Source organism: Micromonospora musae (genome assembly GCF_003626635.1).
GTDB lineage: Bacteria > Actinomycetota > Actinomycetes > Mycobacteriales > Micromonosporaceae > Micromonospora > Micromonospora musae.
Genome location: NZ_RAZT01000002.1, coordinates 278,050 through 300,733 on the forward strand (window position 1 = coordinate 278,050; position 22,684 = coordinate 300,733).

At 70.2% G+C, this 22,684-nt stretch carries 16 protein-coding genes; 7 read left to right on the top strand and 9 right to left on the bottom strand.

Translation table 11 applies throughout. The features are described 5' to 3' along the window. Positions 1–2 precede the first annotated feature (2 nt). From wecB to D7044_RS04315, 4 genes are read right to left on the bottom strand one after another with little or no spacing between them, the layout of a single operon-like run. Positions 3–1,127: a non-hydrolyzing UDP-N-acetylglucosamine 2-epimerase gene (gene wecB / locus D7044_RS04300; protein ID WP_120681192.1), complete on the bottom strand. Its 1,125-nt coding sequence runs from the start codon at positions 1,125–1,127 to the stop codon at positions 3–5. Next, a complete protein-coding gene (locus D7044_RS04305; RefSeq protein WP_120681190.1) occupies positions 1,124–2,362 on the bottom strand; it encodes a glycosyltransferase family 4 protein in 1,239 nt (412 codons plus the stop codon). Before D7044_RS04305 ends, wecB begins: the two co-directional genes overlap by 4 nt. Continuing rightward, a complete protein-coding gene (locus D7044_RS04310; RefSeq protein WP_120681188.1) occupies positions 2,359–3,486 on the bottom strand; it encodes a polysaccharide biosynthesis C-terminal domain-containing protein in 1,128 nt (375 codons plus the stop codon). The genes D7044_RS04305 and D7044_RS04310 overlap by 4 nt, the downstream gene beginning before the upstream one ends. Next, a complete protein-coding gene (locus tag D7044_RS04315; RefSeq protein WP_120681186.1) occupies positions 3,480–4,520 on the bottom strand; it encodes a polysaccharide biosynthesis protein in 1,041 nt (346 codons plus the stop codon). Before D7044_RS04315 ends, D7044_RS04310 begins: the two co-directional genes overlap by 7 nt. Positions 4,521–4,846: 326 nt before the next feature. Between D7044_RS04315 and D7044_RS04320 the strand changes: the two genes are divergently transcribed. Further along, positions 4,847–6,418, top strand: a complete 1,572-nt coding sequence (locus D7044_RS04320; protein WP_120681184.1) for an O-antigen ligase family protein — start codon at positions 4,847–4,849, stop codon at positions 6,416–6,418. Here D7044_RS04320 and D7044_RS04325 read toward each other — a convergent pair. After that, a complete protein-coding gene (locus tag D7044_RS04325; RefSeq protein ID WP_147434573.1) occupies positions 6,318–7,661 on the bottom strand; it encodes a hypothetical protein in 1,344 nt (447 codons plus the stop codon). The genes D7044_RS04320 and D7044_RS04325 overlap by 101 nt on opposite strands. Positions 7,662–7,922: 261 nt before the next feature. Between D7044_RS04325 and D7044_RS04330 the strand changes: the two genes are divergently transcribed. After that, the gene (locus D7044_RS04330; protein ID WP_147434574.1) at positions 7,923–9,200 is read left to right on the top strand and encodes a glycosyltransferase family 4 protein; all 1,278 of its coding nucleotides are present in this window, start codon (positions 7,923–7,925) and stop codon (positions 9,198–9,200) included. A 157-nt stretch (positions 9,201–9,357) separates the two neighbouring features. Further along, on the top strand, positions 9,358–10,593 hold the full coding sequence (locus D7044_RS04335) for a hypothetical protein (protein ID WP_147434575.1): 1,236 nt from the start codon (positions 9,358–9,360) through the stop codon (positions 10,591–10,593). A 148-nt stretch (positions 10,594–10,741) separates the two neighbouring features. Here the strand turns inward: D7044_RS04335 and D7044_RS04340 are convergent, their stop codons facing one another. Then, positions 10,742–12,052: a phenylacetate--CoA ligase family protein gene (locus D7044_RS04340; RefSeq protein ID WP_120681176.1), complete on the bottom strand. Its 1,311-nt coding sequence runs from the start codon at positions 12,050–12,052 to the stop codon at positions 10,742–10,744. 145 nt (positions 12,053–12,197) lie between these two features. Here D7044_RS04340 and D7044_RS04345 point away from each other — a divergent pair, with 145 nt between their 5' ends. Then, complete coding sequence (locus D7044_RS04345) at positions 12,198–13,121, top strand: NAD(+)/NADH kinase (protein WP_120688036.1); 924 nt, start codon at positions 12,198–12,200, stop codon at positions 13,119–13,121. A gap of 43 nt (positions 13,122–13,164) precedes the next feature. Here D7044_RS04345 and pgm read toward each other — a convergent pair whose 3' ends face one another. Continuing rightward, the gene (gene pgm, locus D7044_RS04350; protein WP_120688037.1) at positions 13,165–14,808 is read right to left on the bottom strand and encodes a phosphoglucomutase (alpha-D-glucose-1,6-bisphosphate-dependent); all 1,644 of its coding nucleotides are present in this window, start codon (positions 14,806–14,808) and stop codon (positions 13,165–13,167) included. A 77-nt stretch (positions 14,809–14,885) separates the two neighbouring features. Further along, the gene (gene glgC / locus D7044_RS04355; RefSeq protein ID WP_120681169.1) at positions 14,886–16,118 is read right to left on the bottom strand and encodes a glucose-1-phosphate adenylyltransferase; all 1,233 of its coding nucleotides are present in this window, start codon (positions 16,116–16,118) and stop codon (positions 14,886–14,888) included. Positions 16,119–16,188: 70 nt separating this feature from the next. On the opposite strand from glgC, the gene glgA reads away from it, so the two are divergent. Beyond that, positions 16,189–17,409: a glycogen synthase gene (gene glgA / locus D7044_RS04360; RefSeq protein WP_120688038.1), complete on the top strand. Its 1,221-nt coding sequence runs from the start codon at positions 16,189–16,191 to the stop codon at positions 17,407–17,409. Between the two features lie 5 nt (positions 17,410–17,414). On the opposite strand, the gene D7044_RS04365 is transcribed toward glgA, so the two are convergent. Then, entirely contained in the window at positions 17,415–18,359 is a 945-nt protein-coding gene (locus tag D7044_RS04365; RefSeq protein ID WP_120688039.1) for an inositol-3-phosphate synthase, read from the bottom strand. A 104-nt stretch (positions 18,360–18,463) separates the two neighbouring features. On the opposite strand from D7044_RS04365, the gene D7044_RS04370 reads away from it, so the two are divergent. Then, the gene (locus tag D7044_RS04370; protein WP_120688040.1) at positions 18,464–20,560 is read left to right on the top strand and encodes an alpha-1,4-glucan--maltose-1-phosphate maltosyltransferase; all 2,097 of its coding nucleotides are present in this window, start codon (positions 18,464–18,466) and stop codon (positions 20,558–20,560) included. Continuing rightward, a complete protein-coding gene (gene glgB / locus D7044_RS04375) occupies positions 20,548–22,662 on the top strand; it encodes a 1,4-alpha-glucan branching protein GlgB (protein ID WP_120688041.1) in 2,115 nt (704 codons plus the stop codon). The genes D7044_RS04370 and glgB overlap by 13 nt, the downstream gene beginning before the upstream one ends. Positions 22,663–22,684: the final 22 nt, after the last annotated feature.

Consider the following 22,684-nt stretch of genomic DNA (forward strand, 5'->3'; position numbering starts at 1 on the left):
AGTCAGCGGCGGATGCCCGCCCAGTCGTGGTGCCGGCGGACGGTGGAGAGGATGAAGTCGACGACGCGGCGGGACGTGTCGGGGATCCGGTAGTCGGCCGGGCAGGGCACTCCCTGCGCGGCGACCTGGTCCACGGTGACCTGCACCGCCTCCACGACGCCTTCCGGGTCGAGCCCGGTCATGATGATGCCGCCGGCGTCGAGCGCCTCGGGCCGTTCGATCGACTCCCGCAGGGTGACCGCGGGGAAGCCGAGGATCGCCGCCTCCTCGCTGATCGTTCCGCTGTCTGAGAGCGTGCAGAAGGCCCGGGTCTGCAGGTGCACGTAGTCGATCAGACCGAACGGCTCGTGGAAGGCGATGTCCTCCAGCGCGTCGGCGTCGGGCGCCAGCGCCTCCAGCCGCTTGCGCGTACGCGGATGTGTGGAGACCAGCACCGGGTGGCCCCAGCGGTCGTGGACGGCCCGGAGACAGTCCAGCAGCAGCTGCAGCCGGGCCGGCGAGTCCACGTTCTCCTCGCGGTGCGCGCTGACCATGAAGTAGCGGCCCGGTTCGAGTTCGAGCTGCCGCAGGATGGTCGAGGCGGCGATCTCCGCCCGGTAGTGCTCCAGCACCTCGCGCATGGGTGAGCCGGTGTGCAGGACCCGCCGCGGGTGAAGCCCTTCGGCGAGCAGGTTGCGCCGGGCGTGCTCGGTGTAGACAAGGTTGAAGTCGGCGACGTGGTCGACCAGCCGGCGATTGGTCTCCTCCGGCACGTTCAGGTCGAAGCAGCGGTTGCCGGCCTCCATGTGGTAGACCGGCACCCGCATCCGCCGGGCCATCAGCGCGGCGATGCAGCTGTTCGTGTCACCGAGCACCAGCAGCGCGTCCGGCCGGTACTCGGCGATGGCGGCCTCCACCCCGACGAGCACACCGCCCAGCACCCGGCCGAGCGACGACGTGTCGACGCGCAGGAACCGGTCCGGCGTGCGCAGCCGCAGTTCGGTGAAGAAGACGTCGGAGAGGGTGGTGTCCCAGTTCTGTCCGGTGTGCACCAAAAGGTGGTCGACCGTGTCGTCGAGCCGGGAGATCACCCGCGACAGTCTGATGATCTCCGGTCGGGTGCCGACCACCGTCATGATCCGGGTCATGCCCGTCCCCTCTGTGCTGCCGCCTTGGTCAAAATGTCCTCGAACTGGTCGACGCCCACCCGCAGCGACATCCGCTCCTGATAGACCTGCCGGGCCCGTCGTCCCATCTCCTGGCGTACGGCCGCGGGCAGGGCGGCTGCCTCGGTGAAACGTTCGGCGAGCGCCCGCCAGTCCTCTGGGGGGCAGGTGAGGCCGACGTCGGTCGACCGGACCAGCGCGGCGGTGTCGCCGGCCACCGAGGCGATAACCGGGGCGCCGCAGGCGAGCGCGGCCTGCAGCTTCGACGGGACGGCGGCGCGCAGGGCGGGCACGTCGCGCAGGCAGAGCAGCTGCCACTGCGCGGCCGCGTAGAGGTCGGCCATCTCGTCGGCCGGTCGCCGGCCGACGAAGCGGACGTTCTCGGCGCCGAGCTCGGCCGCGAGCCGACGGGCGCGGTCCTCGTCCGCCCCGGAGCCGACCAGCACCAGGTCCATCCGGTCCCGTACGGCGGCCGCCGCCCTGATGGCCGTCTCGAGGCCTTGGAGCAGGCCGAGATTCCCGGCGAACATCACCGTGCAGCGGCCTCGGTGGCCGAGCACCGCGCGGGCCTCGTCGGTGGCCGGGACCGGGCGGAAGAGCACGTCGTCGGTCCAGTTCCAGACCACCCGGACCTTGGCCGGGTCGGCACCGCGCGCCACCACCCGTTCGGCCATCGTCGGCGAGATCGCCACGATGCTGTCCGCCGAGCGGTACGTCCGGCGCATCAACCCACCGAGAATCCGCTCCAACGCGCGCCCGCCCCGGCCGGTGGGCGTCATGCCCGACTGCACCACCGACTCGGGCCAGAGGTCCTGCACGTGCAGCACGACCGGCGTCCGGCGCACGACGCGCGCCAGGGCCGCCGCCGCGATCGAGGTCGGCGGCGGGTGATAGACGTACGTGACGTCGACGCCGGAGAGCCACCGCACCCCGGCGGCCGCGCTGGTGACGCCGAAGGAGAGGTGACTCAACCCCCTGCGCAGGGCCGACGTGTCGTGACTCGGATAGGCGGGCACCCTGCGTACCGCCACCGCCCCGTCGGTCTCGCGGTGCCGCCAGCGTTGCCGCCAACCGGGGAAGACCCGCCCGTACGGGTAGCTCGGGAAGGTGGTGAGCACCCGCACCTCGTGTCCGCGCTCGGCCAGCCGCTGAGCCAGGTTGCCGGGGATGAAGACCCCCTCGGGCGGATACCACTGGCTGATCAGGCCGATCCTCACGCGCCGACCACCACCGGCGCGGTGTGTGCCTCCTCGACCGGCTCGGGCCAGGTGTCCGGTCGATCCGGGTCGAAGAGTTCGTTGGTCCAGAACTGGGTGAGCAGCTCGTCGGGGCCGGTGTTCACCAGCTTGTGCACCCACATGGTCGGCATGTCGATCAGCACCGGTTCGTCACCACTGACCGGGAACCGCAGCACCTCGGTGTCGCCCACGCGCCGCAGGCTGATCTCGGCCGAGCCCCGCAGCACCACGAACCGCTCCACCTTCGCGAGGTGGAAGTGCTCCCCGCGGGTGACACCGGGGCGGGTGGTGGAGCAGAACGTCTGCCCCGCGCCGCCGTGCACCTTCACGGTCTCCACCAGGGCGCCGCGGGCGTCGGCGCGTCGGGGCAGCGGAATCGGGTAGTGCGTCGGGAAGCAGTGCGACCGGTAGGTGTTGAACAACCGCACGTCGTGCCGGTCCGACAGACTCGGGACCTCACCGGTGCGGTAGGTGGTCGCCATCGCCTCGAGCCGGTCGGCCAGGCCCCGGACGCCGGTCCGCAGCGGCGGCAGGTCCGGGTCCCACGATCCGCCGGCCGGCACTCCGGCCAGCCGGGCCGCCGCGTCGGTGACGTGCACGAGCTCCAGCTCGCGATCGGCGTGCACCTCGGGCCGCCCGCCCTCGGCCAGCACTCGGCAGAACGTCGCCACCGCCGAGTTGTAGTAGGGGCGGCCGTGCTCGCCGTAGAGGTTCGGCAGGAGGAGGTCGTCGAGGGGGAGGCCGGTGTCGGCGAGGATGCCGGCCGCAGTGGCCTTCGAGTCGCCGTACGGGGTGCCGTTGCCGGCCTGCACCGAGTTGGCGAAGACCACCGATCCCGGCGGCACGGCCGCGCGGCGCAGTCCTTCGGCGAGCTGAGCGGCGAGCTGCACGTTGCCGGCCGCCACGTCGGCGGGCTCGCCCCGGTTGACCCCAGCCAGGTGCAGCACCCGGTCGACCCCGGCGACCTTGGCCGCCACCGTCGCCGGGTCCACGAGGTCCGTCCGGCTGATCACGGTCGGCGCGGGCCAGCCCAGCGCGTGCAGCAGCACTCGTACGTGCCAGCCCAGAAAACCACCGGCCCCGGTGACGGCCAGCCTCAGCACGCCAGCACCGGATCCCGCAGCGCCAGCTCAGCCCGCACCTCGGGCAGGGTCTTCAGCAGCTCGACGATCTCGGGTACGGCGAGCTGCGGCGCGTTCGACGAGTTGAACTCCTCGGTCGGCCCGTCGCCGAGCTCCCCCTCCGAGACGTAGAGCGCGTAGTTCAGGTTCCGCGCGTCCAGCGGCACCCGGAGGAACTCGTCGAAGTCCTCGGCATGCAGCAGCTCCTCCCGGCTGGCCAGCGTCTCGTCCAACTTCTCCCCGTGCCGCACGCCGATCGTGTCGAACTTGGCTGGCACGTCGAAGAGCTGGCAGATCGCCTCGCCGAGGTCGCCGATCGTGCAGGCGACGGCCTTGCGGATGAAGATGTCGCCGGGCCGGGCGTGCGCGAAGGCGTGCTCGACCAGCTCCACCGAGTCGGCCAGCGACATCAGGAAGCGAGTCATTCCCGGGTCGGTCACCGTCAGCGCCCGGCCCGCCTTGATCTGCTCGATGAAGAGCGGGATCACGGATCCACGCGAGTACATGACGTTGCCGTACCGGACGCAGGAGACGGTGGTGGCGCTGTTCGGGTTGTTCCGCGCGTGTGCCTGGGCGACCTTCTCCATCATCGCCTTGCTCATGCCCATCGCGTTCACCGGGTGGACGGCCTTGTCGGTGCTGAGCACCACGACCGAGCCGACGCCGGTGCGCTCGGCCGCCTCAATGACGTTGGCGCTGCCCAGCACGTTGGTCCGGACCGCCTCCAGCGGGAAGAACTCACACGACGGCACCTGCTTGAGGGCGGCCGCGTGGAAGACGTAGTCGATGCCCCGGCTGGCTTTGAGCACCGAGTCGTAGTCGCGCACGTCGCCGACGTGGTACCGAACCCGGTCGTCGCCGAGCACGCGGCGCATGGCGTCCTGCTTGGCCTCGTCCCGGCTGAACACCCGGACCTCGCCGACTCCCCGTTCGAGGAGACGACGCACCATGGTCTGGCCGAAGGAACCGGTGCCGCCGGTGATGAGCACGCGGCGTCCGGTGGTCGAGTAGCTCACTGACGCTCCGTTCGTTGATGGCGGCTCGCGTAGCCGTGCTGGTCACGGCCACGGTCAGAGCACAATTGCCGCAACGAGCGGGAGGCAGCGGGAGAAACGCACAGAACGGGATTAACAGCACGGCCGACGGATCCCGGAACGGTCGGGTCGAGGCAACATGCGACGAGATGACGCCGCCGACGCGTCAGCCGTTCGGTGGGCCGATCGCCAGATCTCCGGCCCGCCTCCCGGTCCGTTGTTAGAAAAGTGGCGACGCATGCCTGCCCGGACGAAGGAGCAGGTGAGCCACCCCGCCGTCAGCGACCTCCCGAGGCAAGGATGACCGCATGCCGGCCAGCCGTTCAAATCCGTTCCTCTTCGCGGCCGGTGTTGTGATCGTCGGCACCGCAGCCGGCTACGCTGGCTCGAAACCAGCACTCGCGGCGGTCATCGCGCTCGGTGCGCTCATCGCCCTCTCCGCCCGGTCGCTCGACGGGTGGCAGCGCATCTACTCCGTCGCCGTCGTGCTGATGCTCTGCGCCGCGTCCAACGTCGAGGTCCTCACCCGGTTCAGCTTCCATGCCCGCTACGTAGCCGTCGCGGCGCTCGTCGTTTGGACCTTCGTCACCGGCACACAGGGCCGGCGAAGTCTCCGCTCGCTCGGTCGGCCCGCCCGGTGGTTGATCGGTGGTCTCTGGGCGGCCGCAGCCCTCGCCGTCTGCAGCACCGCCTGGTCGGTGAACAGGATGGAGACCCTTCAGCAGAGCATCGCGCTCGGGCTCCTCGCCGCGCTGGTGCACGCGATGATCACCCGTCGCTGGGCCGACCCACGAGTGATCGGCAAGGATCTCGGCATCGCGTACGTTCTGCTGGTCCTCTGCTTCACCGCAAGCCTGGCGTACGACGTTCTCGGCGGCGAGAACTCGAGGACCTACGGCGGTCGACTCCAAGGCATCTTCGCCAACCCGAACACACTCAGCGTCCTATGCGCCATGAGCATCCCCGTCGGGTGGAGCCTCTATCGTCGATCGCAGAGACCTCTCGCCCTAGCCGGAATCGTGCCGGCCGTCGTTGCGCTGGTGTTGTCGGAGTCCCGTACCGCGCTGCTCGCCGTAGCGATTGGCGGATTCTGGGTACTCGCCCGCAGTGGGCTCGGTGCGGTGGTGCGCTGCGTCTGCGCCGTCGCGCTGGCGGCGACCGCGCTCCAACTTGTCGGCGGCTTCGGTCTGCTGCGGGGCGCCGAATGGGCGAACGGCCTCGCCGATCGGTTCACCGCCCAGGAAGGCGGCGACGTCTCCAACGGCCGCATCTTCGCCTGGCAACTGACGCTCGACTTCTGGGAAGCTCGCCCCGGCGTGGGCTACGGGTACGCGGCCGGACCCTCGCTCTTCGAGGGCACCCGGCAGTCGGACTTCTTCGACTTCCAGGGGAATTCCGTGCACAACAGCTATCTCCAGTGGGTCCTGGAACTAGGGCTTGCCGGCGCGGCAGTGCTCCTCCTGCTAGGGCTGGTATGCCTTGTGGTGGTGTTTCGGGGCGCCCTCCACGGTGTCGGGTCCGGCCTCGTCTGGCTCGTCGTCACGGGTCTGCTGGTACAGCTCACCGAATCCGCCATGTTCGGCACCGGCCAGCCTTATCCGTACCTGTTCTGGCTCGCGGTGGCGGCCGCCCTCGCCCACACCGGGCACGTCCGTCCCGCTGGGCCCCGTCACCTATGGCGACGGTGTGCCGAGGTGCCGCGTCCGACCGGTCCACGGGTCGGGGCCGTCCGGAGCGCGACAGCGCCGAACAGCGGTCGCGGGGCGGGGCGGAACCCGGTCACCGTGCACGCGTCAGGGGCCGGGCACGCCGGGCGACCTGCGTCACGCCCCGGCCGACGAGGTGGTCCGGCATCGCGCGGGAGACCCGCCAACCGATGAGCAGGATCACCGCAGCCAGTGCGAGCAGGCGCCCGCCGCCACGGACCACGTAGGTGAAGCTGCCGACCCAGACGAGATCGAACAGTCCGACGGCGGCGATGACCGCGCCGGCATAGACGCCCAGGGCGTACGGAGTGGTCAGCGGGCTGGATGACGCCCAGACCAGCAGCCGGTCGATGAATCGGACGGCGAGGCCGGTCACCGGGATCATCAGAACGAGCCCGAGCAGACCGAAGTTGTACAGCCACTCTCCGTGGGAGAGCGCCGCCGCCGAGTGGCCGGTGCCGACGAGCTCGGGCGTGAGGAACGTGACGAGATCCGCGCCGAAGCCGACGGGCTTGTCCTCCCAGATCGCCCGGGGGACGAGGCTGACTGCCGTATTGGCGAACGTCTCCCCCCATCCGCGGGGCAGCAACCCCATTCCGTTCAGGTGCAGCAACTGCGCGAACGAGTGGAGCGGACTGACCGCGGATCCGAAGCCGTCCTCATCGGCGATCACTGGTGAACCCTGGGCATCGGTGGCGCGGAGCCCGGCGAGGAACAGCAACACCGGCGCCGCACCTGCGAGAACGAGCAGCTTCGTGCGCGGCCGCTCGTCCCGATGGGCCGATATCACCAGGAGCGCGAGGGCCAACGTGCCGACGACGATCCGACCGAACCCGTTGAACAGGTAGGTGAAGTAGAGCGAGAAGGCGACCAGGAGGACCAACGCGCAAAGGATCGTGCGGTGTCCGGCCGGGCCCCGCAGCAGCCCCACGGCGAGGAGCACGACGCCGACGAAGCCGACCGGGTTGGCCATTGTCAGCGAATCCGGTGTGGCCATCGACGCGGCCACCGCGAGCAGCAGCAGGAGAGCGCCGCACTTCACCGCCCAGCCGGCCGTTCTACCGTCCGCCTGCCCGGCGTACGACGGCAGCCGGCGTGACACCGTGCCGCCCCAGAACAACAGCCACGTCGTCACCTGCGTGAAGTAGCAGAGGGCAATGGCGCTGAAGAGTGGAATCCCGGGATCGTTATCCCACGCCTTGACCACCTGGTAGAGGCCGCTGAAGCCGACGAACAGCGCGAAGGCGAGGTTGTAGACCCCCACTGCCGTGATCCGGCAACCTCCGTCGCGCCAGAAGACCCACGCGCCGAAGAGTGTCGCCAACAGGCTCATCCCGAGGCTTCCCTCCCGGCCCCAACCAGTGGGGGTATTCCGTTCGAGGAGCAGGCACGCGACGCCCAGCACCAGCCACGCCATCCCCGCAAACCAGCGCCAGAAGCCGCTGGTTGCGGGGGGCGCGGTCGCACTGTCGAACGGGTCACGGGCGTGGCGCGGGCCTGCGCCCCGATCTCCACCTGCCACAGCGCGCACCCCGGTGCATGAGTTCATGAGAGCGGAGCATATATCGAGCAGATCATTCCGCCCCATTTTCGATAGATTTCGGGACGGCTTTCGCCACATCGTCTCCGACTCCCGCCGCAGACGTCACCCATCCCGACCGCTGTTCGTTAGCCAGGCGTGGCGGACACCCTCGGCGTACGGCGCGACGGCAGCATCACCGCAGCCGCGAACAGCATTCGTAATCCAACATCTACGGTGGCCGTCCATGAACCGCAATCCGCCAACGAGCCGGCGAGAAGTACTTCGGCACCACCTTTTCGCGTACTGTTGACGTGCGACTTCTTCGAGCCCGGGTTCCGGGCTGGCGGACCGATCCGATCGGTCGCCCAACTGCTTGACGTCGTGTCGCCGGCGATCGAAGTGACGATGGTGACCCGTGATCGCGACCTCGGATCATCCGAACCCTATCCTGGGCTTTCAGGCCGCTGGGTACGCCGCGGCCGGACCCACATCTGGTACCTCGACCCGCGTCGTCCAGGCCAGTGGTTCGGGCTGCTGAAGGCACTCCGATCAACCAGATTCGACCTTCTGTACGTCAACAGCCTCTGGGCAAGGTCGTCCATTCTGCCGATCATCGCGGCTCGGGCACGCCTCATCCGAGTCGAGCGGACTCTCATCGCACCGCGCGGCGAACTCGCGACGAGCGCACTCGGCGTGAAGAACCGGAAAAAGCGCTTGTTCCTGCGCGTCTGGCAACCCTTTCTGAGGCGGCCCGACGTTCTCTGGCACGCCACCAGCCCACACGAGGCGCAACTGATCAGAAAAGTATTTCCCGGATCTCGCATCGAGACGCGGCGTAACGAGGCCTCGCTTCCGCCGGAGGCGATCACCCCCAGCCAGATCGACGGACCGCCGCGCCTCGTCTTCATCGGTCGAATCAGCCCGATCAAGAACCTATCGGCGGTGATCGAGGCCCTTTCGCACACCACTCGAGAGATGGTCTTCGACATCTACGGCCCGTTGGAGGACACGGCCTACTGGGTTGAATGCCAGCAGCTCGCCCGACGGTTACCGGCGTCCGTGACGCTCTCCTACCGGGGCGAACTCGCGCCCCACGAGGTCCGGCCCACCTTTGCGCGCTACGACGCCTTCGTCTTCCCGACCCGTGGTGAGAACTTCGGTCACGTCATCGCGGAGAGCCTCTCCGCGTCCTGCCCGGTCATCTGTTCGGACCAGACGCCGTGGACCCCCGTCCTCCAGGCGGGTGGCGGGGCCGTCCTCGCGGACGTCACACCAGCCACCCTGTCGCACCAGATTGACCGGCTCGCGGGTCTCAGCCCAGCGGAACGGCTTGAGGCGCGACGTGCGGCGGGTAGGGCCTACCACTCCTGGCGAGCGGAGAGCGCCGGGCCGAACATCCTCGACCGGATCAGGTTGGCCGCCGACCCAAATTGACCGGTACCGGTCGGCGGGCGGGCGGCTGTCAGTGCCGTGCCGCGTGAAAGGATCATGATTGAAGCATCGGTTGACGCCGGAGCAGGCGGTCCCCGAGCGAACGGAAGCCGAACAGGGCCGCCCGGCGGGAGTCCGGTCCAACACCATCGTGGCATCGGTGGCCAGCCTGGTGAGCGGCCTCCTGAATGCCGCGATGCTCGCGTACACAGCGCGGCAGGGCCAGACCGGCGAGATCGCGGCCTACAGCGTCATGACGGCCGCGCTGACCTGGGTGGCGAACCTTGTCATGGGTGGGTCCTCGCTGCTGTACGTGTCCGGCAACGACGACGAACGTCGGGCGGCACACAGTCAGCGGCTGCTCTTCGCGGTGCCTTCCATGATCACCGCCATGCTGGTGATAGCCGCCCTCTACGTCGATCGCGGGTACGGCATGACCGCTCTGATCAGCGCCGGCAGCGTCATGGTCCTGAACAGTCTCGCCGATCTGCGCTTTGGCGACCTCGCCCGGCAGATGCGGTTCGTCGCGGCGTCGGCCGCGGTGACGGGTACCCGCCTCCTAGCCATGTTGCTGCTGATCGCCGGCGCTCCGCTGACGACCGCACTGCTGGCCGGCGCCCTCAGCTACCTGGTCAGCACGGAGGTCCTCGCGTGCCGAGGGCCGTCCGCCGCCCGTCCGATGTGGAGCGGCTTGTCACTGCGGGCCGCCATCCGCGCCTTCCGGTTGAGCCGGCAACTGTTCACGTACAGCCTGGCCGAGGCGTTCACTGGGCGCGCCGGCACGATCGCTCTCTCACTGGTCGCCAGCCCGCAGGTCGTGGGCTGCTTCGGGGCGCTGACCAGCATCTACCAGGCTCTGGTCGCCGTCACGTTCAGCGGGCTCCGGGTGCCGATGGCGGTCCGCACCCGACGCCGCCACAGGCTCGGCCCCTCTGTTGCGGTCAACCGGGACAGCGAGATGATCGCCGTCGCCGGCGCGGTCGTCATCGCCGCCGGCGTCATCGTGACGGCACCATGGCTCGCCACCAGCCTGCTCGCCCTGCCGATTCCGGAGGCCGCGCTCTGGTTGCAACTGTTGGCGCTGGCCCTGCCCTTCGCCACCCTGAGCCGTGCCATCGCGCTGAACAGAATCGGCGACGGCAACTACGGCGCCGCAACCCGAATCGCTCTGGCGATAGCTCTGCTCCTCTGCGGCGGGCTCCTCATCCAGACGACGGCGCTCGGCCCGACAGGCGCCGCGGCGGCGGCGACCGTCGCGGAGGTGCTCGTCGCGGGAGTCCTCGTACTCACCGCACTGTCCCGTCGACTCGGGCGCGGCCGGCATCGGAGGCGGCACAGTGCGGTGCCGGACCCGGAGCGCCGACCGGCCCCGCCGGCGGGTGTCGTAGGCCGGTGAGGCGGTCGCGCGCTCACCGGCTGAATCGCCTGCTGGCGGGCCTGAGCACCGGGCGGTCTCCGACACTACCCGCCGCAGCAGGACCAATATCGGAGACGGATCCGGCAGCTGTTAGCTGACCCAGGCCCAGCGACGCGGTGGGCCTGGGTCAGGACAGGAACAGCGCGTGTTTGCCGGCGCGGGTACGGGCCTGGTCCGCAACCTGATGGAACGTGAACGAGTCGGCACGAAGGTCGGGATGGTCCTGTCGCAGCTCGCGCGCGAAGAACGAGCTGACGCCGTCCAGATCCAGCTCGTGGTCGGCCTCCACGTAGATGTGTAGCGCGTCAGGTCGCTCCTGACGGAACTGCACGCCGACGATTCCCGGGTAGCTCTTGAGAATGTGCACCGGCAGGATCGGAGAGAGGTCGAGGATCCCCTGCGCGGACGCCACCTGGACGACCTCCTGCCGCCGACCGAGGATCGAGCGGAACTGGAACGCGTTGCCGTCGACGGCATCGGTCGGCTCGACGCAGTCGCCGATGGCGTAGTTGATCAGCGGAAACAGCCGATCGTCGAGGGTGGTGACGGTGAGCGAACCGTCGTCGGAGACGAGGCATACGAAGCTGTCCCACAGGACGCGGATAGCACGGGGCTCTCCCTGGGACATCGCCATCAAGCCGGTCTCTGCGGCTCCGTACTCGATCAGTGCGGTGGCTCCGAAAACCCGCTCGATCGTGGCGAGGTCTGCGTCACTGGCCGTCTCCGCGCTGAGGATCACCCCGCGCAGCTGGCTCTTGTCACCCAGGTCCAGGCCCTCGCGTTCGATGTAGCGGGCAAGCTTGAATACGGCCGACGTGTAGCCGACCAGCGAGACAGGGTTCTGGTCTCGAATCACCCGATAGTGCGCTTGGAGCGCCGGTTCGCTGAGATCGTATGCGTTCAATCGCCTGATGTTCAGGATCCCATCGGCGGTCGCACGTTTGGCTTGGGCGATCCGACCCTTCAGGCCGCTGCCGAAAAGGTGGGCGTGCCCCCAGAGCAGCACCTGCGGCTCGAGAGGGCGGATCCCCCACCAGGCCCGGCCGAGGTAGTTGTTCACCCAGCGGTCGGTCGTCTCGGCCTGCCCTCGGGGGAACCGCGTGGGCTGCCCCGTGCTCCCGCCGGTACTGTAGGCCCGCTTCGTCGAGCCGGACGCGAAGACCTCGGCGGATCGGCTTATGAGCACTTCCTTGTCGAGGGTCGGGAAGTGGCGGAGGTCCGACGGTCGGCCGATGCTCGTGGGCAGGCCGTGCTCGCTGCGCCAGGACCGATAGAACGGCACCCGGGTCAGGCAGTACGCCCAGATCCGGTTGAACCGTTCGACCTGGATCCGCTCGATCTCGGCCCGGGACCTCGGCTCGTTGTAAAGGGCGATTTTCCGCTCAAGGCGCCGGCAGCGCTCCGCGAACAGAATCCCACGCCCAACCGGCGCATGCACGTTCGATCGCCCTCCTGGATCTGCCGTCGATCACCCTGACGAACTGGCATGATCTCGACCAGCACGCTCGTTCATAAGCAACCTCCTCAACGATGCGACAAAATGTCGGTTACGAGGAAGTTAGTCCAGCCCGCGGGAGGAACTCATGGACCGCTCCCTGCTCGGGCTGGTGCTGCACCCGACGCGGGACGCCTCCGAGATCATCGCGATCGTCGCCGACTGGGCGGCCCGGCACGGAAAGGGTCTCGCCGTTCGCGAGGAGGACCGGGACCGCGTGCCCGCGAGCGTGGAGGCGCTCCCCCAGGACGAGCTGGTCAACCGGGTCAGCGCGCTCATCAGCATCGGCGGGGACGGCACGATGCTCGGCGCGCTCCGGTCGACGGTCGACAACCCGAAACCGGTGCTCGGCGTGCACCTGGGGCGGCTGGGCTTCCTGGTGGAGGTGGAGCCGCCCGAGCTGCCCGAGGCGCTGGACCGGCTCACCCACAAGAACTTCACCGTGGAGGCGCACAGCTGCCTCGCCTGTGACGTCTGCGGTGACGACGTGGTGGCGTTCAACGACATCGCGCTGATCCGCCGGCCCGGCACCGGGCTCGTCATCGCCACCCTCGCCGTGGACGGCCAGCGCTACGGCTACTACCGCTGCGACGCGCTCGTGGTGAGTACGCCGACCGGCTCGACCGCGTACAGCTACGCGGCGGGTGGTCCGCTGGTCTCCCCGGCGACCCAGGCGGTGGTGGTCACCCCGTCCGCCCCGATGGCCGGCATCAGCCGCTCCGTCGTGCTCAGCCCGGAGGAGAAGGTGCGGCTCGAACTCACCCCCGACTCCGGGCCGGTGGCGGTGGAGGTGGACGGCCGGGTCTTCCGGGAGGCGACCTCCGAGGGGGCGATCGACATCACCTACCGCCGGGAGGCCGGGATGGTGGTCCGCCTCGACCCGCGCCGCTACCAGGAGCGCAACCAGATCAAGCTCAGCCTGATGGATCTGCCGCTGCTGCCCGGGCAGCTCCGCGAGCTGCTTCCACAGGCTTTCCGCGAGCAGCTCGACCGCCGGGAGATACCCCGCTGACCGCGGGAACCGCGGCCAACGAGGTGAGAAGTCCTCGTACGGCTCAGGCCTGCTTGAGCACCTCGGTGACCAGGTCCTTCGCCTCCTGCTGGATCCGGGTCAGGTGCTCCGCCCCCTGGAACGACTCGGCGTAGATCTTGTAGACGTCCTCGGTGCCGGAGGGCCGGGCGGCGAACCAGCCCGAGTCGGTGGTGACCTTCAGCCCGCCGATCGGAGCGCCGTTGCCGGGCGCCGTGGTGAGGGTCGCGGTGATCGGCTCGCCGGCCAGCTCGGTGGCGGTCACCTGCTCCGGGGAGAGCTTGCTCAGCACGGCCTTCTCCTCCCGGCCGGCCGGGGCGTCGATCCGGGCGTACGCCGGGGCGCCGAAGCGCTCGGCGAGCTCGGTCCAGTGCTCGCTGGGGGTCCGGCCGGTCGTCGCGATGATCTCCGCGGCGAGCAGGCAGAGCAGGATGCCGTCCTTGTCGGTGGTCCAGGTGCTGCCGTCGCGGCGCAGGAACGAGGCGCCCGCGCTCTCCTCGCCGCCGAAGCCGACCGCCCCGTCGAGCAGGCCGGGCACGAACCACTTGAACCCGACCGGCACCTCCAGCAGCGGTCGGCCGAGGTCGGCGGCGACCCGGTCGATCATCGACGAGGAGACCAGGGTCTTGCCGACGGCGGCCGCCGGACCCCACTGCGACCGGGTCCGGAAGAGGTGGCCGATCGCCACGGCCAGGTAGTGGTTGGGGTTCATCAGGCCGCCGTCGGGGGTGACGATGCCGTGCCGGTCGGCGTCCGCGTCGTTGCCGGTGGAGACCTGGTAGTCGGCGCGGGCGGCGATCAGCGACGCCATCGCGTTGGGCGACGAGCAGTCCATCCGGATCTTCCCGTCGCCGTCGAGGGTCATGAACCGCCAGGTCGGGTCGACCGACGGGTTGATGACGGTGAGGTCGAGGCCGTGCCGCTGCGCGATCTCACCCCAGTAGGCGACGCTCGCCCCGCCCAGCGGGTCGGCGCCGATCCGCACCCCGGCGGCGCGGATCGCGTCGACGTCGATCGCCGCCGGCAGGTCGTCGACGTACCGGCCGAGGAAGTCGTACGTCCCGGTGGTGTCGGCGGCGCGGGCCCGGGCGTACGGGATCCGCCGGACCCCGGCGAGCCCGTCGGCGAGGAGGTCGTTGGCCCGGTCCTGGATCCACTTCGTGACGTCGGTGTCGGCCGGCCCGCCGTTGGTCGGGTTGTATTTGAAGCCGCCGTCGTCGGGCGGGTTGTGCGACGGAGTGATCACGATGCCGTCGGCGAGCCCGCCGGTGCGCCCCCGGTTGTGGGTGAGGATGGCGTGCGACACCGCCGGGGTCGGCGTGTAGCCGTCCCGGCTGTCGAGCAGCACGGTGACGTCGTTGGCGGCGAGCACCTCCAGCGCGTCGACGGCGGCGGGGGTGGAGAGGGCGTGGGTGTCCCGGCCCAGGAAGAGCGGGCCGTCGACGCCCTGCTGCCGCCGGTAGTCGCAGAGCGCCTGGGTGACGGCGACGATGTGGTCGGAGTTGAACGCGCGGCGCAGGCTCGACCCCCGGTGGCCGGAGGTGCCGAAGGAGACCCGCTGCGCCGGGTCACCCGGGTCCGGGTGCTCGGCGTAGTAGGCGGTCACCAGCCGGGGCACGTCGACCAGGTCGGCGGGCTGGGCCGGTTGACCGGCACGGGGGTGGGCCACTGCGGCAACCTCCTCGGACGGGACGGACGCCGTTCTCTTCCCGGCGGCGCCCGTTTTCATGCGTACGGCGACCGCCGTCACGGCTCGACGCGCTGGCCCTTGCCGATCACCACGATCCCGTTGTCGGAGACAACATAGCGTTGCCGGTCCTTCTCCAGGTCGACGCCGATCTCGGCGCCCTCGGGCACGAAGACGTTCTTGTCGAGGATGGCGCGGCGGACCACGGCGTGTCGGCCGATCTCCACGCCCTCCATGAGCACCGCGCCGTCGACGTGCGCCCACGAGTGGACCCGCACCTTCGGGGAGACGACCGAGTTCTCGACGAGCGAGCCGGAGATCACCGCGCCGGGCGAGACGAGCGACCCGACCGCCCGGCCGACCCGCTCTCCCCACTGGTGGACGAACTTCGCCGGCGGGTACGGGGGCTGCTCGGTGTAGATCGGCCAGTCGAAGTTGTAGAGGTTGAAGACCGGGTGCACGTTGATCAGATCCATGTGCGCGTCGTAGAACGAGTCGAGCGTTCCGACGTCCCGCCAGTAGCCGCGGTCGCGGTCGGTGCTCCCCGGCACCTCGTTGTCCTTGAAGTCGTAGACGTTCGCCTCGCCCCGCTCGACCAGCATCGGGATGATGTTGCCGCCCATGTCGTGCTTGCTGGTGTTGTCCTCCGCGTCGCGCTCCACCGCCTCGCAGAGCGCCTTGGTGGTGAAGACGTAGTTGCCCATCGAGGCGTAGATCTGGTCGGGGGCGTCGGGCAGGCCGACCGCGTCGGTGGGCTTCTCGCGGAACGCCCGGATGCGCCGGCCGTCCTCGCCGACCTCGATGACGCCGAACTGGTCGGCCGTCGAGAGCGGTTGCCGGATCCCGGCGACCGTGACGGCCGCTCCTGAGGCGATGTGGTCCTCCACCATCTGCCGCGGGTCCATCCGGTAGATGTGGTCGGCGCCGAAGACGATCACGTAGTCGGGCTGCTCGTCGTTGATCAGGTTGAAGCTCTGGTAGATGGCGTCCGCCGAGCCGGCGAACCACCACGGGCCGCGGCGCTGCTGGGCCGGTACGGGGGTGACGTAGTTGCCGAGCAGCGTCGACATGCGCCAGGTCTTGGTGATGTGCCGGTCCAGGGAGTGCGACTTGTACTGGGTCAGCACCACGATCTTGAGGTAGCCGGCGTTGGCGAGGTTGGAGAGGACGAAGTCGACCATGCGGTACATCCCGCCGAACGGGACGCCCGGCTTGGCCCGGTCCGCGGTCAACGGCATGAGGCGCTTGCCCTCTCCGCCGGCCAGGACGATCGCGAGCACCTTGGCAGCCATGGTCAGACGCTAACCAGCCGCGTGCGATCTCACCACTCGTACGGTCGGACTTCTGCACTAGGGTGCGGGAATGCCCGACTCCACCCCCGCAGCCGGCGAGCTGCGCGTCGATCTGCTCACCCGCGAGTACCCGCCGGAGGTGTACGGCGGCGCGGGCGTGCACGTCGAGTACCTGGCCCGCGAGCTGCGCCACCTCGCCGACGTACGGGTGCACTGCTTCGGCCTGCCGCGCACCGAGCCGGGCGTCACCGCGTACGCCGAGCCGCCGGGGCTGACCGGGGCGAACGCCGCGCTGCGCACGATGGGCGTGGACCTGGAGATGGCCGCGGGCTGCGCCGGCACCGACGTGGTGCACAGCCACACCTGGTACGCGAACCTGGCGGGCCACACCGCGAAGCTGCTGCACGGGGTGCCGCACGTGGTCACCGCGCACAGCCTGGAGCCGCTGCGCCCGTGGAAGGCCGAGCAGCTCGGCGGCGGCTACGCGCTCTCCTCGTGGTGCGAGCGCACGGCGGTGCTCGCCGCCGACGCGGTCATCGCGGTCAGCGAGGGGATGCGGCGGGACGTGCTCACCGCCTACCCGGAGGTCGACCCGGACCGGGTGCGGGTGGTCTACAACGGCATCGACACCGCGCAGTACGCGCCGGATCCGGGCACGGACGTGCTGGACCGGCTCGGCATCGACCCGGCGCTGCCCAGCGTGGTCTACGTCGGCCGGATCACCCGGCAGAAGGGACTGCCGTACCTGCTGCGCGCCGCCCGGGAGTTGCCGGCCGACACCCAGCTGGTGCTGCTGGCCGGCGCGCCGGACACGGCGGAGATCGCGGCCGAGGTGGAGGGGCTCGTCGCGGAGCTGCGGGCGAACCGGTCCGGGGTGATCTGGGTGGCCGAGATGCTGCCGAAGCACGAGGTTATCCAGGTCCTCACGCACGCCACGCTTTTCGCCTGCCCGTCGATCTACGAGCCGATGGGCATCGTGAACCTGGAGGCGATGGCGTGCGAGACGGCGGTGGTGGCGACCGCGACGGGTGGCATCCCGGAGGTGGTGGCCGCCGGGGAGACGGGCCTGCTGGTCCCCATCGAGCAGGCCGCCGACGGCTCCGGGCGACCGCTGGATCCGCAGCGCTTCGTCGCCGACTTCGCCCTGCGGATGAACGAGCTGCTGGGCGACCCGCAGCGGGTGGCGGCGTTCGGGCTGGCCGGTCGGCGCCGGGCCGTCGAGCACTTCTCCTGGGACGCCATCGCGGCGCGGACGCTGGAGGTCTACCGGTCGGTGGGCGCGGCGGGCTGATCCGCTCAGCTCGCCGTTCCGGGCGGGGACTTGAGCAGCAGCGTCGCCTCGGCGGGATTGCCGCCGTGCCCGTTTCGGAGCGCGCTGGCCGCGATCCGGACGAGGTCGATGTTGACTCCGGCGGCGCCGCTCGGATCATGCACCGTGAGTTTCACGTCGAGGCTGACCGCTGTTCCGCCCCAACCCTGCGCCTCGAGGTTGAGGTGCGCCACCTTCTGCGATTTCAGGTGCGGCAGGTACCCCAGCGGGGCCATCTCGACCTTGCCGGACGCCGACAACGCGTTGAGCTTGGACTGCTTCTTGGAACCGGGGTTCTCGACCAGGTTACGAAAGTCCTCGGTGCCCCCGAGGTTGACCTGATACGAGCTGACCAGCGTGAGGCCCCGCTCCGCCAGCAGGCGTAGCAAGGTGTTGTGCACCACCGACGTGCCGAACTGGCTGGCCAGGTCGTCGCCGAGCAGCGGCAGACCGGCCGCCGCGAACCTGTTCAGCCACTCTGTGTCGCGGGCGATCGGGTCGGCGGTGGTGTTGATGAAGGCGACCCCCGCTCGGTACGCGGCTTCGGCGTACGCCCGGGCCGTCTCCGGCCGGCCACTCGGCGCCGAGTAGAGCAGCACCTCTGCCCCGGCCAGCTGCGCCGCCACCCGATCGATCTCGGTCGCGTCGACAAGACCCTTGGTGACGGGGACGCCCGCCTTGGGGAGGTCGCAGTCGAGCGAAGGGAAATTGTTCGGCGGCATGAAGATCGCCTCGGTCAGGTCCCTGCCGATCTTCTCCTCGGAGGTGGCGAAGGCCGCGACGAAGTCGATGTCATCCACGCCGAGCCCGTCGATCACCGGCCTGCGAACACCCACCAGGCTGCCGGTCTGGCGGTGGAGAGCGATCCCCTGCACCAACGCCGACGTGTTGTTACCGACGCCCACAACCGCGAGCCTCACCCGTTCGATCATGATGGCGAGGCTACTGAACTCGGGCCGGGAAGATCCATGCTCGGTGGTGGCCGGACCGACGTGCTTGCCGCGCACGAGCGGAACTCGCACAGTAGGTTGGCGGGGTGACTGGACGGTTCCCGATCGAAGACGTCTCCCCCGTCGTCTCGTGCGGTCGCTACCCGGCGAAGGCCGTCGTCGACGAGCTGGTGCCGGTGACGGCCCGGGCCTACCGCGAGGGGCACGACGCGCTCGGCTGCAACGTGGTGTGGCGCGGCCCGGACGGCGCGACCCGGCCGTTCACCCGGATGCGCCCCTGCGAGCCGGGGCAGGACCGGTGGCACGCCACCATCCGGCCCGACGCGGTCGGCGACTGGACGTTCCACGTCGAGGCGTTCGCCGACCCGTACCTCACCTGGCAGAACGCGGTGACGAAGAAGCTCGCCGCCGGGCAGGGGCCGGCGGAGCTCGCCAACGACCTGGCCGAGGGCGCGCAGCTGCTGGACGCCGCCGTGTCGGGGGTGCCGGCGGCACAGCGGCAGCGGGTGACCCGGGCCGCCGCCGCGCTGCGCGAGGCCGACCGGGAGCTGTCGCAGCGGGTCGCGCCGGCGCTGGAGCTGGCCGACCTGCTCTGGGCCCACCCGGTGCGGGAGCTGGTCACCGTCGGCGACGAGCACCGGCTCTGGGTGGATCGGGAGCGGGCGCTCTTCTCCTCCTGGTACGAGTTCTTCCCCCGCTCGGAGGGCGCCGTGGCGGCCACCGTCGACGCGCCGGCCCGCTCCGGCACCTTCGCCACGGCGCTCGGGCGGCTGCCCGGGGTGGCCGGGATGGGCTTCGACGTGCTCTACCTGCCGCCGATCCACCCGATCGGGCGGGTCAACCGCAAGGGCCCCAACAACTCGCTCACCGCCGGGCCGGAGGACGTCGGCTCGCCGTGGGCCATCGGCGCCGCGGAGGGCGGCCACGACGCGATCCACCCCGACCTGGGTACGGCGGAGGACTTCCGGCAGTTCGTGGCGGCCGCCGCCGAGCAGGGCCTGGAGGTGGCGATGGACCTGGCGTTGCAGTGCGCGCCGGACCACCCGTGGGTCACCGAGCATCCGGAGTGGTTCACCACGCGGGCCGACGGCACGATCGCGTACGCGGAGAACCCGCCGAAGAAGTACCAGGACATCTACCCGCTGAACTTCGACAACGACCCGGAGGGGATCCGGGCGGAGATCCTGCGGGTGGTGCTGCACTGGGTCGGCGAGGGCATCCGGATCTTCCGGGTGGACAATCCGCACACGAAGCCGTTCGACTTCTGGCACTGGCTGATCGTCGAGGTCAAGAAGGTCGAGCCGGACGTGCTCTTCCTCGCCGAGGCGTTCACCCGACCGGCGATCATGCACGGTCTCGGGAGGATCGGCTTCACGCAGTCGTACACCTACTTCACCTGGCGCACGACGGCCGCCGAGATGCGGGAGTACTGCGAGGAGCTGGTCGCGGCGGCCGACTACATGCGGCCGAACTTCTGGCCGAACACCCCGGACATCCTGCACGAGTCGTTGCAGCACGGCGGCCCGCCGATGTTCAAGATCCGGGCGGTGCTGGCCGCGCTGCTCTCCCCCTCCTGGGGCATGTACGCGGGCTTCGAACTCTTCGAGCACGAGGCCCGCCCCGGCGCCGAGGAGTACCTGAACAACGAGAAGTACGAGCTGCGCCCCCGCGACTGGGCCGGCGCGCAGGAGCAGGGCCGCTCGCTGGCCCCGTTCGTCGCCACCCTCAACCGCGTCCGGCGGGAGCACCCGGCCCTGCGCCGGCTGCGCAACCTGCGCTTCCACGACATCGACAATCCGGCGCTGCTCTGCTGGTCCAAACGGGACGCCGACACCGGCGACACGGTGATCGTGGTCTGCTCGTTCGACTCCACCGGGGTGCAGTGGGGCAACACCACGCTCGACATGCCGGCGCTCGGTCTCGACTGGCACGAACGGTTCACCGTGCACGACGAGCTGACCGAGGCCGGCTACGACTGGGGGCAGCGCAACGCAGTGCGGCTCGACCCGTACCTGCAACCCGCGCACGTGCTCACCGTGCGACGCCCGGCCTCGCCCGAGACGCCGGCCGACATCTCCACCGCCCCGGCGCAGCTCACCACCGAGTCCGTTCCCGAGGACCTCTCCGGCGGCACCGCCCCGACCACCCCTGCCCAGAAGGACGAGCTCCGATGGACCAGCTGATCGCCGGCCACCTCCACGACCCGCACTCGCTGCTCGGCGCGCACCCGGCCGCCGGCAGCACCACGATCCGTACCCTGCGCCGGGGGGCGACCGACGTCGCCGTGCTGGTCGACGGCGAGCGCCACCCGATGAAGCGGGTCCACGACGCGGGGGTCTTCGAGGCCGTCGTGCCGGGCAGCACGCTCGACTACCGCGTCGAGGTCGACGGGGTGCCGCACGACGACCCGTACCGCTATCCGCCGACCCTCGGCGAGCTGGATCTGCACCTGATCGGCGAGGGGCGGCACGAGCGGCTCTGGGAGGCGCTCGGCGCGCGGGTCTTCGACGAGGGCGTCGCCTTCGCCGTGTGGGCGCCGAACGCGCGCGGCGTGCGGGTGGTCGGCGAGTTCACCGGCTGGGCGCCGGACGACGGCTGGCCGATGCGCTCGCTCGGCTCCAGCGGCGTGTGGGAGATCTTCGTGCCGGGGGTGCGGGTCGGGGCCCGCTACAAGTACCGGGTGCTGGGCGCCGACGGGCACTGGCGGGACAAGGCGGACCCGCTCGCCGCGTACGCGGAGGTGCCGCCGGCCACCGCGTCTGTGGTGCACCGCTCGACGTACGAGTGGGGCGACGCGGCCTGGCTCGACCGGCGCGCGAAGGCGCAGCCGCACCAGGAGCCGATGAGCGTCTACGAGGTGCACCTCGGTTCGTGGCGGCCCGGCCTCGGCTACCGGGAGCTGGCCGACGAGCTGACCGAGTACGTCACCGGGCTGGGCTTCACCCACGTGGAGTTCCTGCCGGTGATGGAACACCCGTTCGGCGGCTCCTGGGGCTACCAGGTCACCGGCTACTACGCCCCGACGTCCCGCTTCGGCGACCCAGACGAGTTCCGCCACCTCGTGGACCGGCTGCACGCCGCCGGGATCGGCGTGATCCTCGACTGGGTGCCGGCGCACTTCCCCCGCGACGAGTGGGCGCTGGCCCGTTTCGACGGCACCCCGCTCTACGAGCACCCCGACCCGCGCCGCGGCGAGCACCCCGACTGGGGCACGTACGTCTTCGACTTCGGCCGCCGCGAGGTGCGCAACTTCCTGGTCGCCAACGCGCTCTACTGGCTCGACGAGTTCCACGTCGACGGGCTGCGGGTCGACGCGGTCGCCTCGATGCTCTACCTGGACTACTCCCGCCCGGAGGGGCAGTGGGCCCCGAACCAGTACGGCGGCCGGGAGCACCTGGAGGCGATCGCCTTCCTCCAGGAGGTCAACGCGACCGTCTACAAGCACCACCCGGGTGCGCTGATGGTCGCCGAGGAGTCGACGGCCTGGCCGGGGGTGACCCGACCCACCTCCGACGGCGGCCTGGGCTTCGGGTTCAAGTGGAACATGGGCTGGATGCACGACACCCTGCTCTACACCTCGAAGGACCCGATCTACCGCCAGCACCATCACCACCAGCTGACCTTCTCCCTGGCGTACGCCTGGAGCGAGAACTACGTGCTGCCGATCAGCCACGACGAGGTGGTGCACGGCAAGGGCTCGCTGGTCGGCAAGATGCCCGGCGACACCTGGCAGAAGCTGGCGAACGTGCGTGCCCTGCTGGCGTACATGTGGGCGCACCCGGGCAAGCAGCTGCTCTTCATGGGCTGCGAGCTGGGCGACGACCGGGAGTGGAGCGAGGAGCGCGGCCTCGACTGGTACCTGCTGCACGACCCGGCACGGGCCGGCGTGCAGCGCCTCGTCGCCGACCTGAACCGCCGCTACCGGGAGACCCCGGCGCTCTGGGCACAGGACACCGACCCGGCCGGGTTCCGCTGGATCGCCGGCGACGACGTCGCCAACAACACCGTCTCGTTCATCCGGATCGCCCCGGACGGGCAGACGCTGGTCTGCGTGGCCAACTTCTCCGCGCAGCCGCTGCCCGACTACCGGATCGGCCTGCCCGCCGCCGGCAGCTGGCGGGAGGTGCTCAACACCGACGCCCAGCCGTACGGCGGCTCCGGGGTGGGGAACCTGGGCGAGGTGCACGCCGAGGACGTGCCGTGGCACGGCCTACCGGCCTCGGTGGCACTCCAGGTGCCGCCGCTGGGTGTGCTCTGGCTCTGCCCTGGTGACAGTTCTCGGTAGACGTTACGCCGCGGAGGCCGCG

Coding starts and splice junctions, on each gene's coding strand:
- wecB (WP_120681192.1), bottom strand. CDS start 1,127: ATGACCCGGATCATGACGGTGGTCGGCACCCGACCGGAGATCATCAGA.
- D7044_RS04320 (WP_120681184.1), top strand. CDS start 4,847: ATGCCGGCCAGCCGTTCAAATCCGTTCCTCTTCGCGGCCGGTGTTGTG.
- D7044_RS04325 (WP_147434573.1), bottom strand. CDS start 7,661: ATGGCGTGGCTGGTGCTGGGCGTCGCGTGCCTGCTCCTCGAACGGAAT.
- D7044_RS04345 (WP_120688036.1), top strand. CDS start 12,198: ATGGACCGCTCCCTGCTCGGGCTGGTGCTGCACCCGACGCGGGACGCC.
- glgC (WP_120681169.1), bottom strand. CDS start 16,118: ATGGCTGCCAAGGTGCTCGCGATCGTCCTGGCCGGCGGAGAGGGCAAG.
- glgA (WP_120688038.1), top strand. CDS start 16,189: ATGCCCGACTCCACCCCCGCAGCCGGCGAGCTGCGCGTCGATCTGCTC.
- D7044_RS04365 (WP_120688039.1), bottom strand. CDS start 18,359: ATGATCGAACGGGTGAGGCTCGCGGTTGTGGGCGTCGGTAACAACACG.
- glgB (WP_120688041.1), top strand. CDS start 20,548: ATGGACCAGCTGATCGCCGGCCACCTCCACGACCCGCACTCGCTGCTC.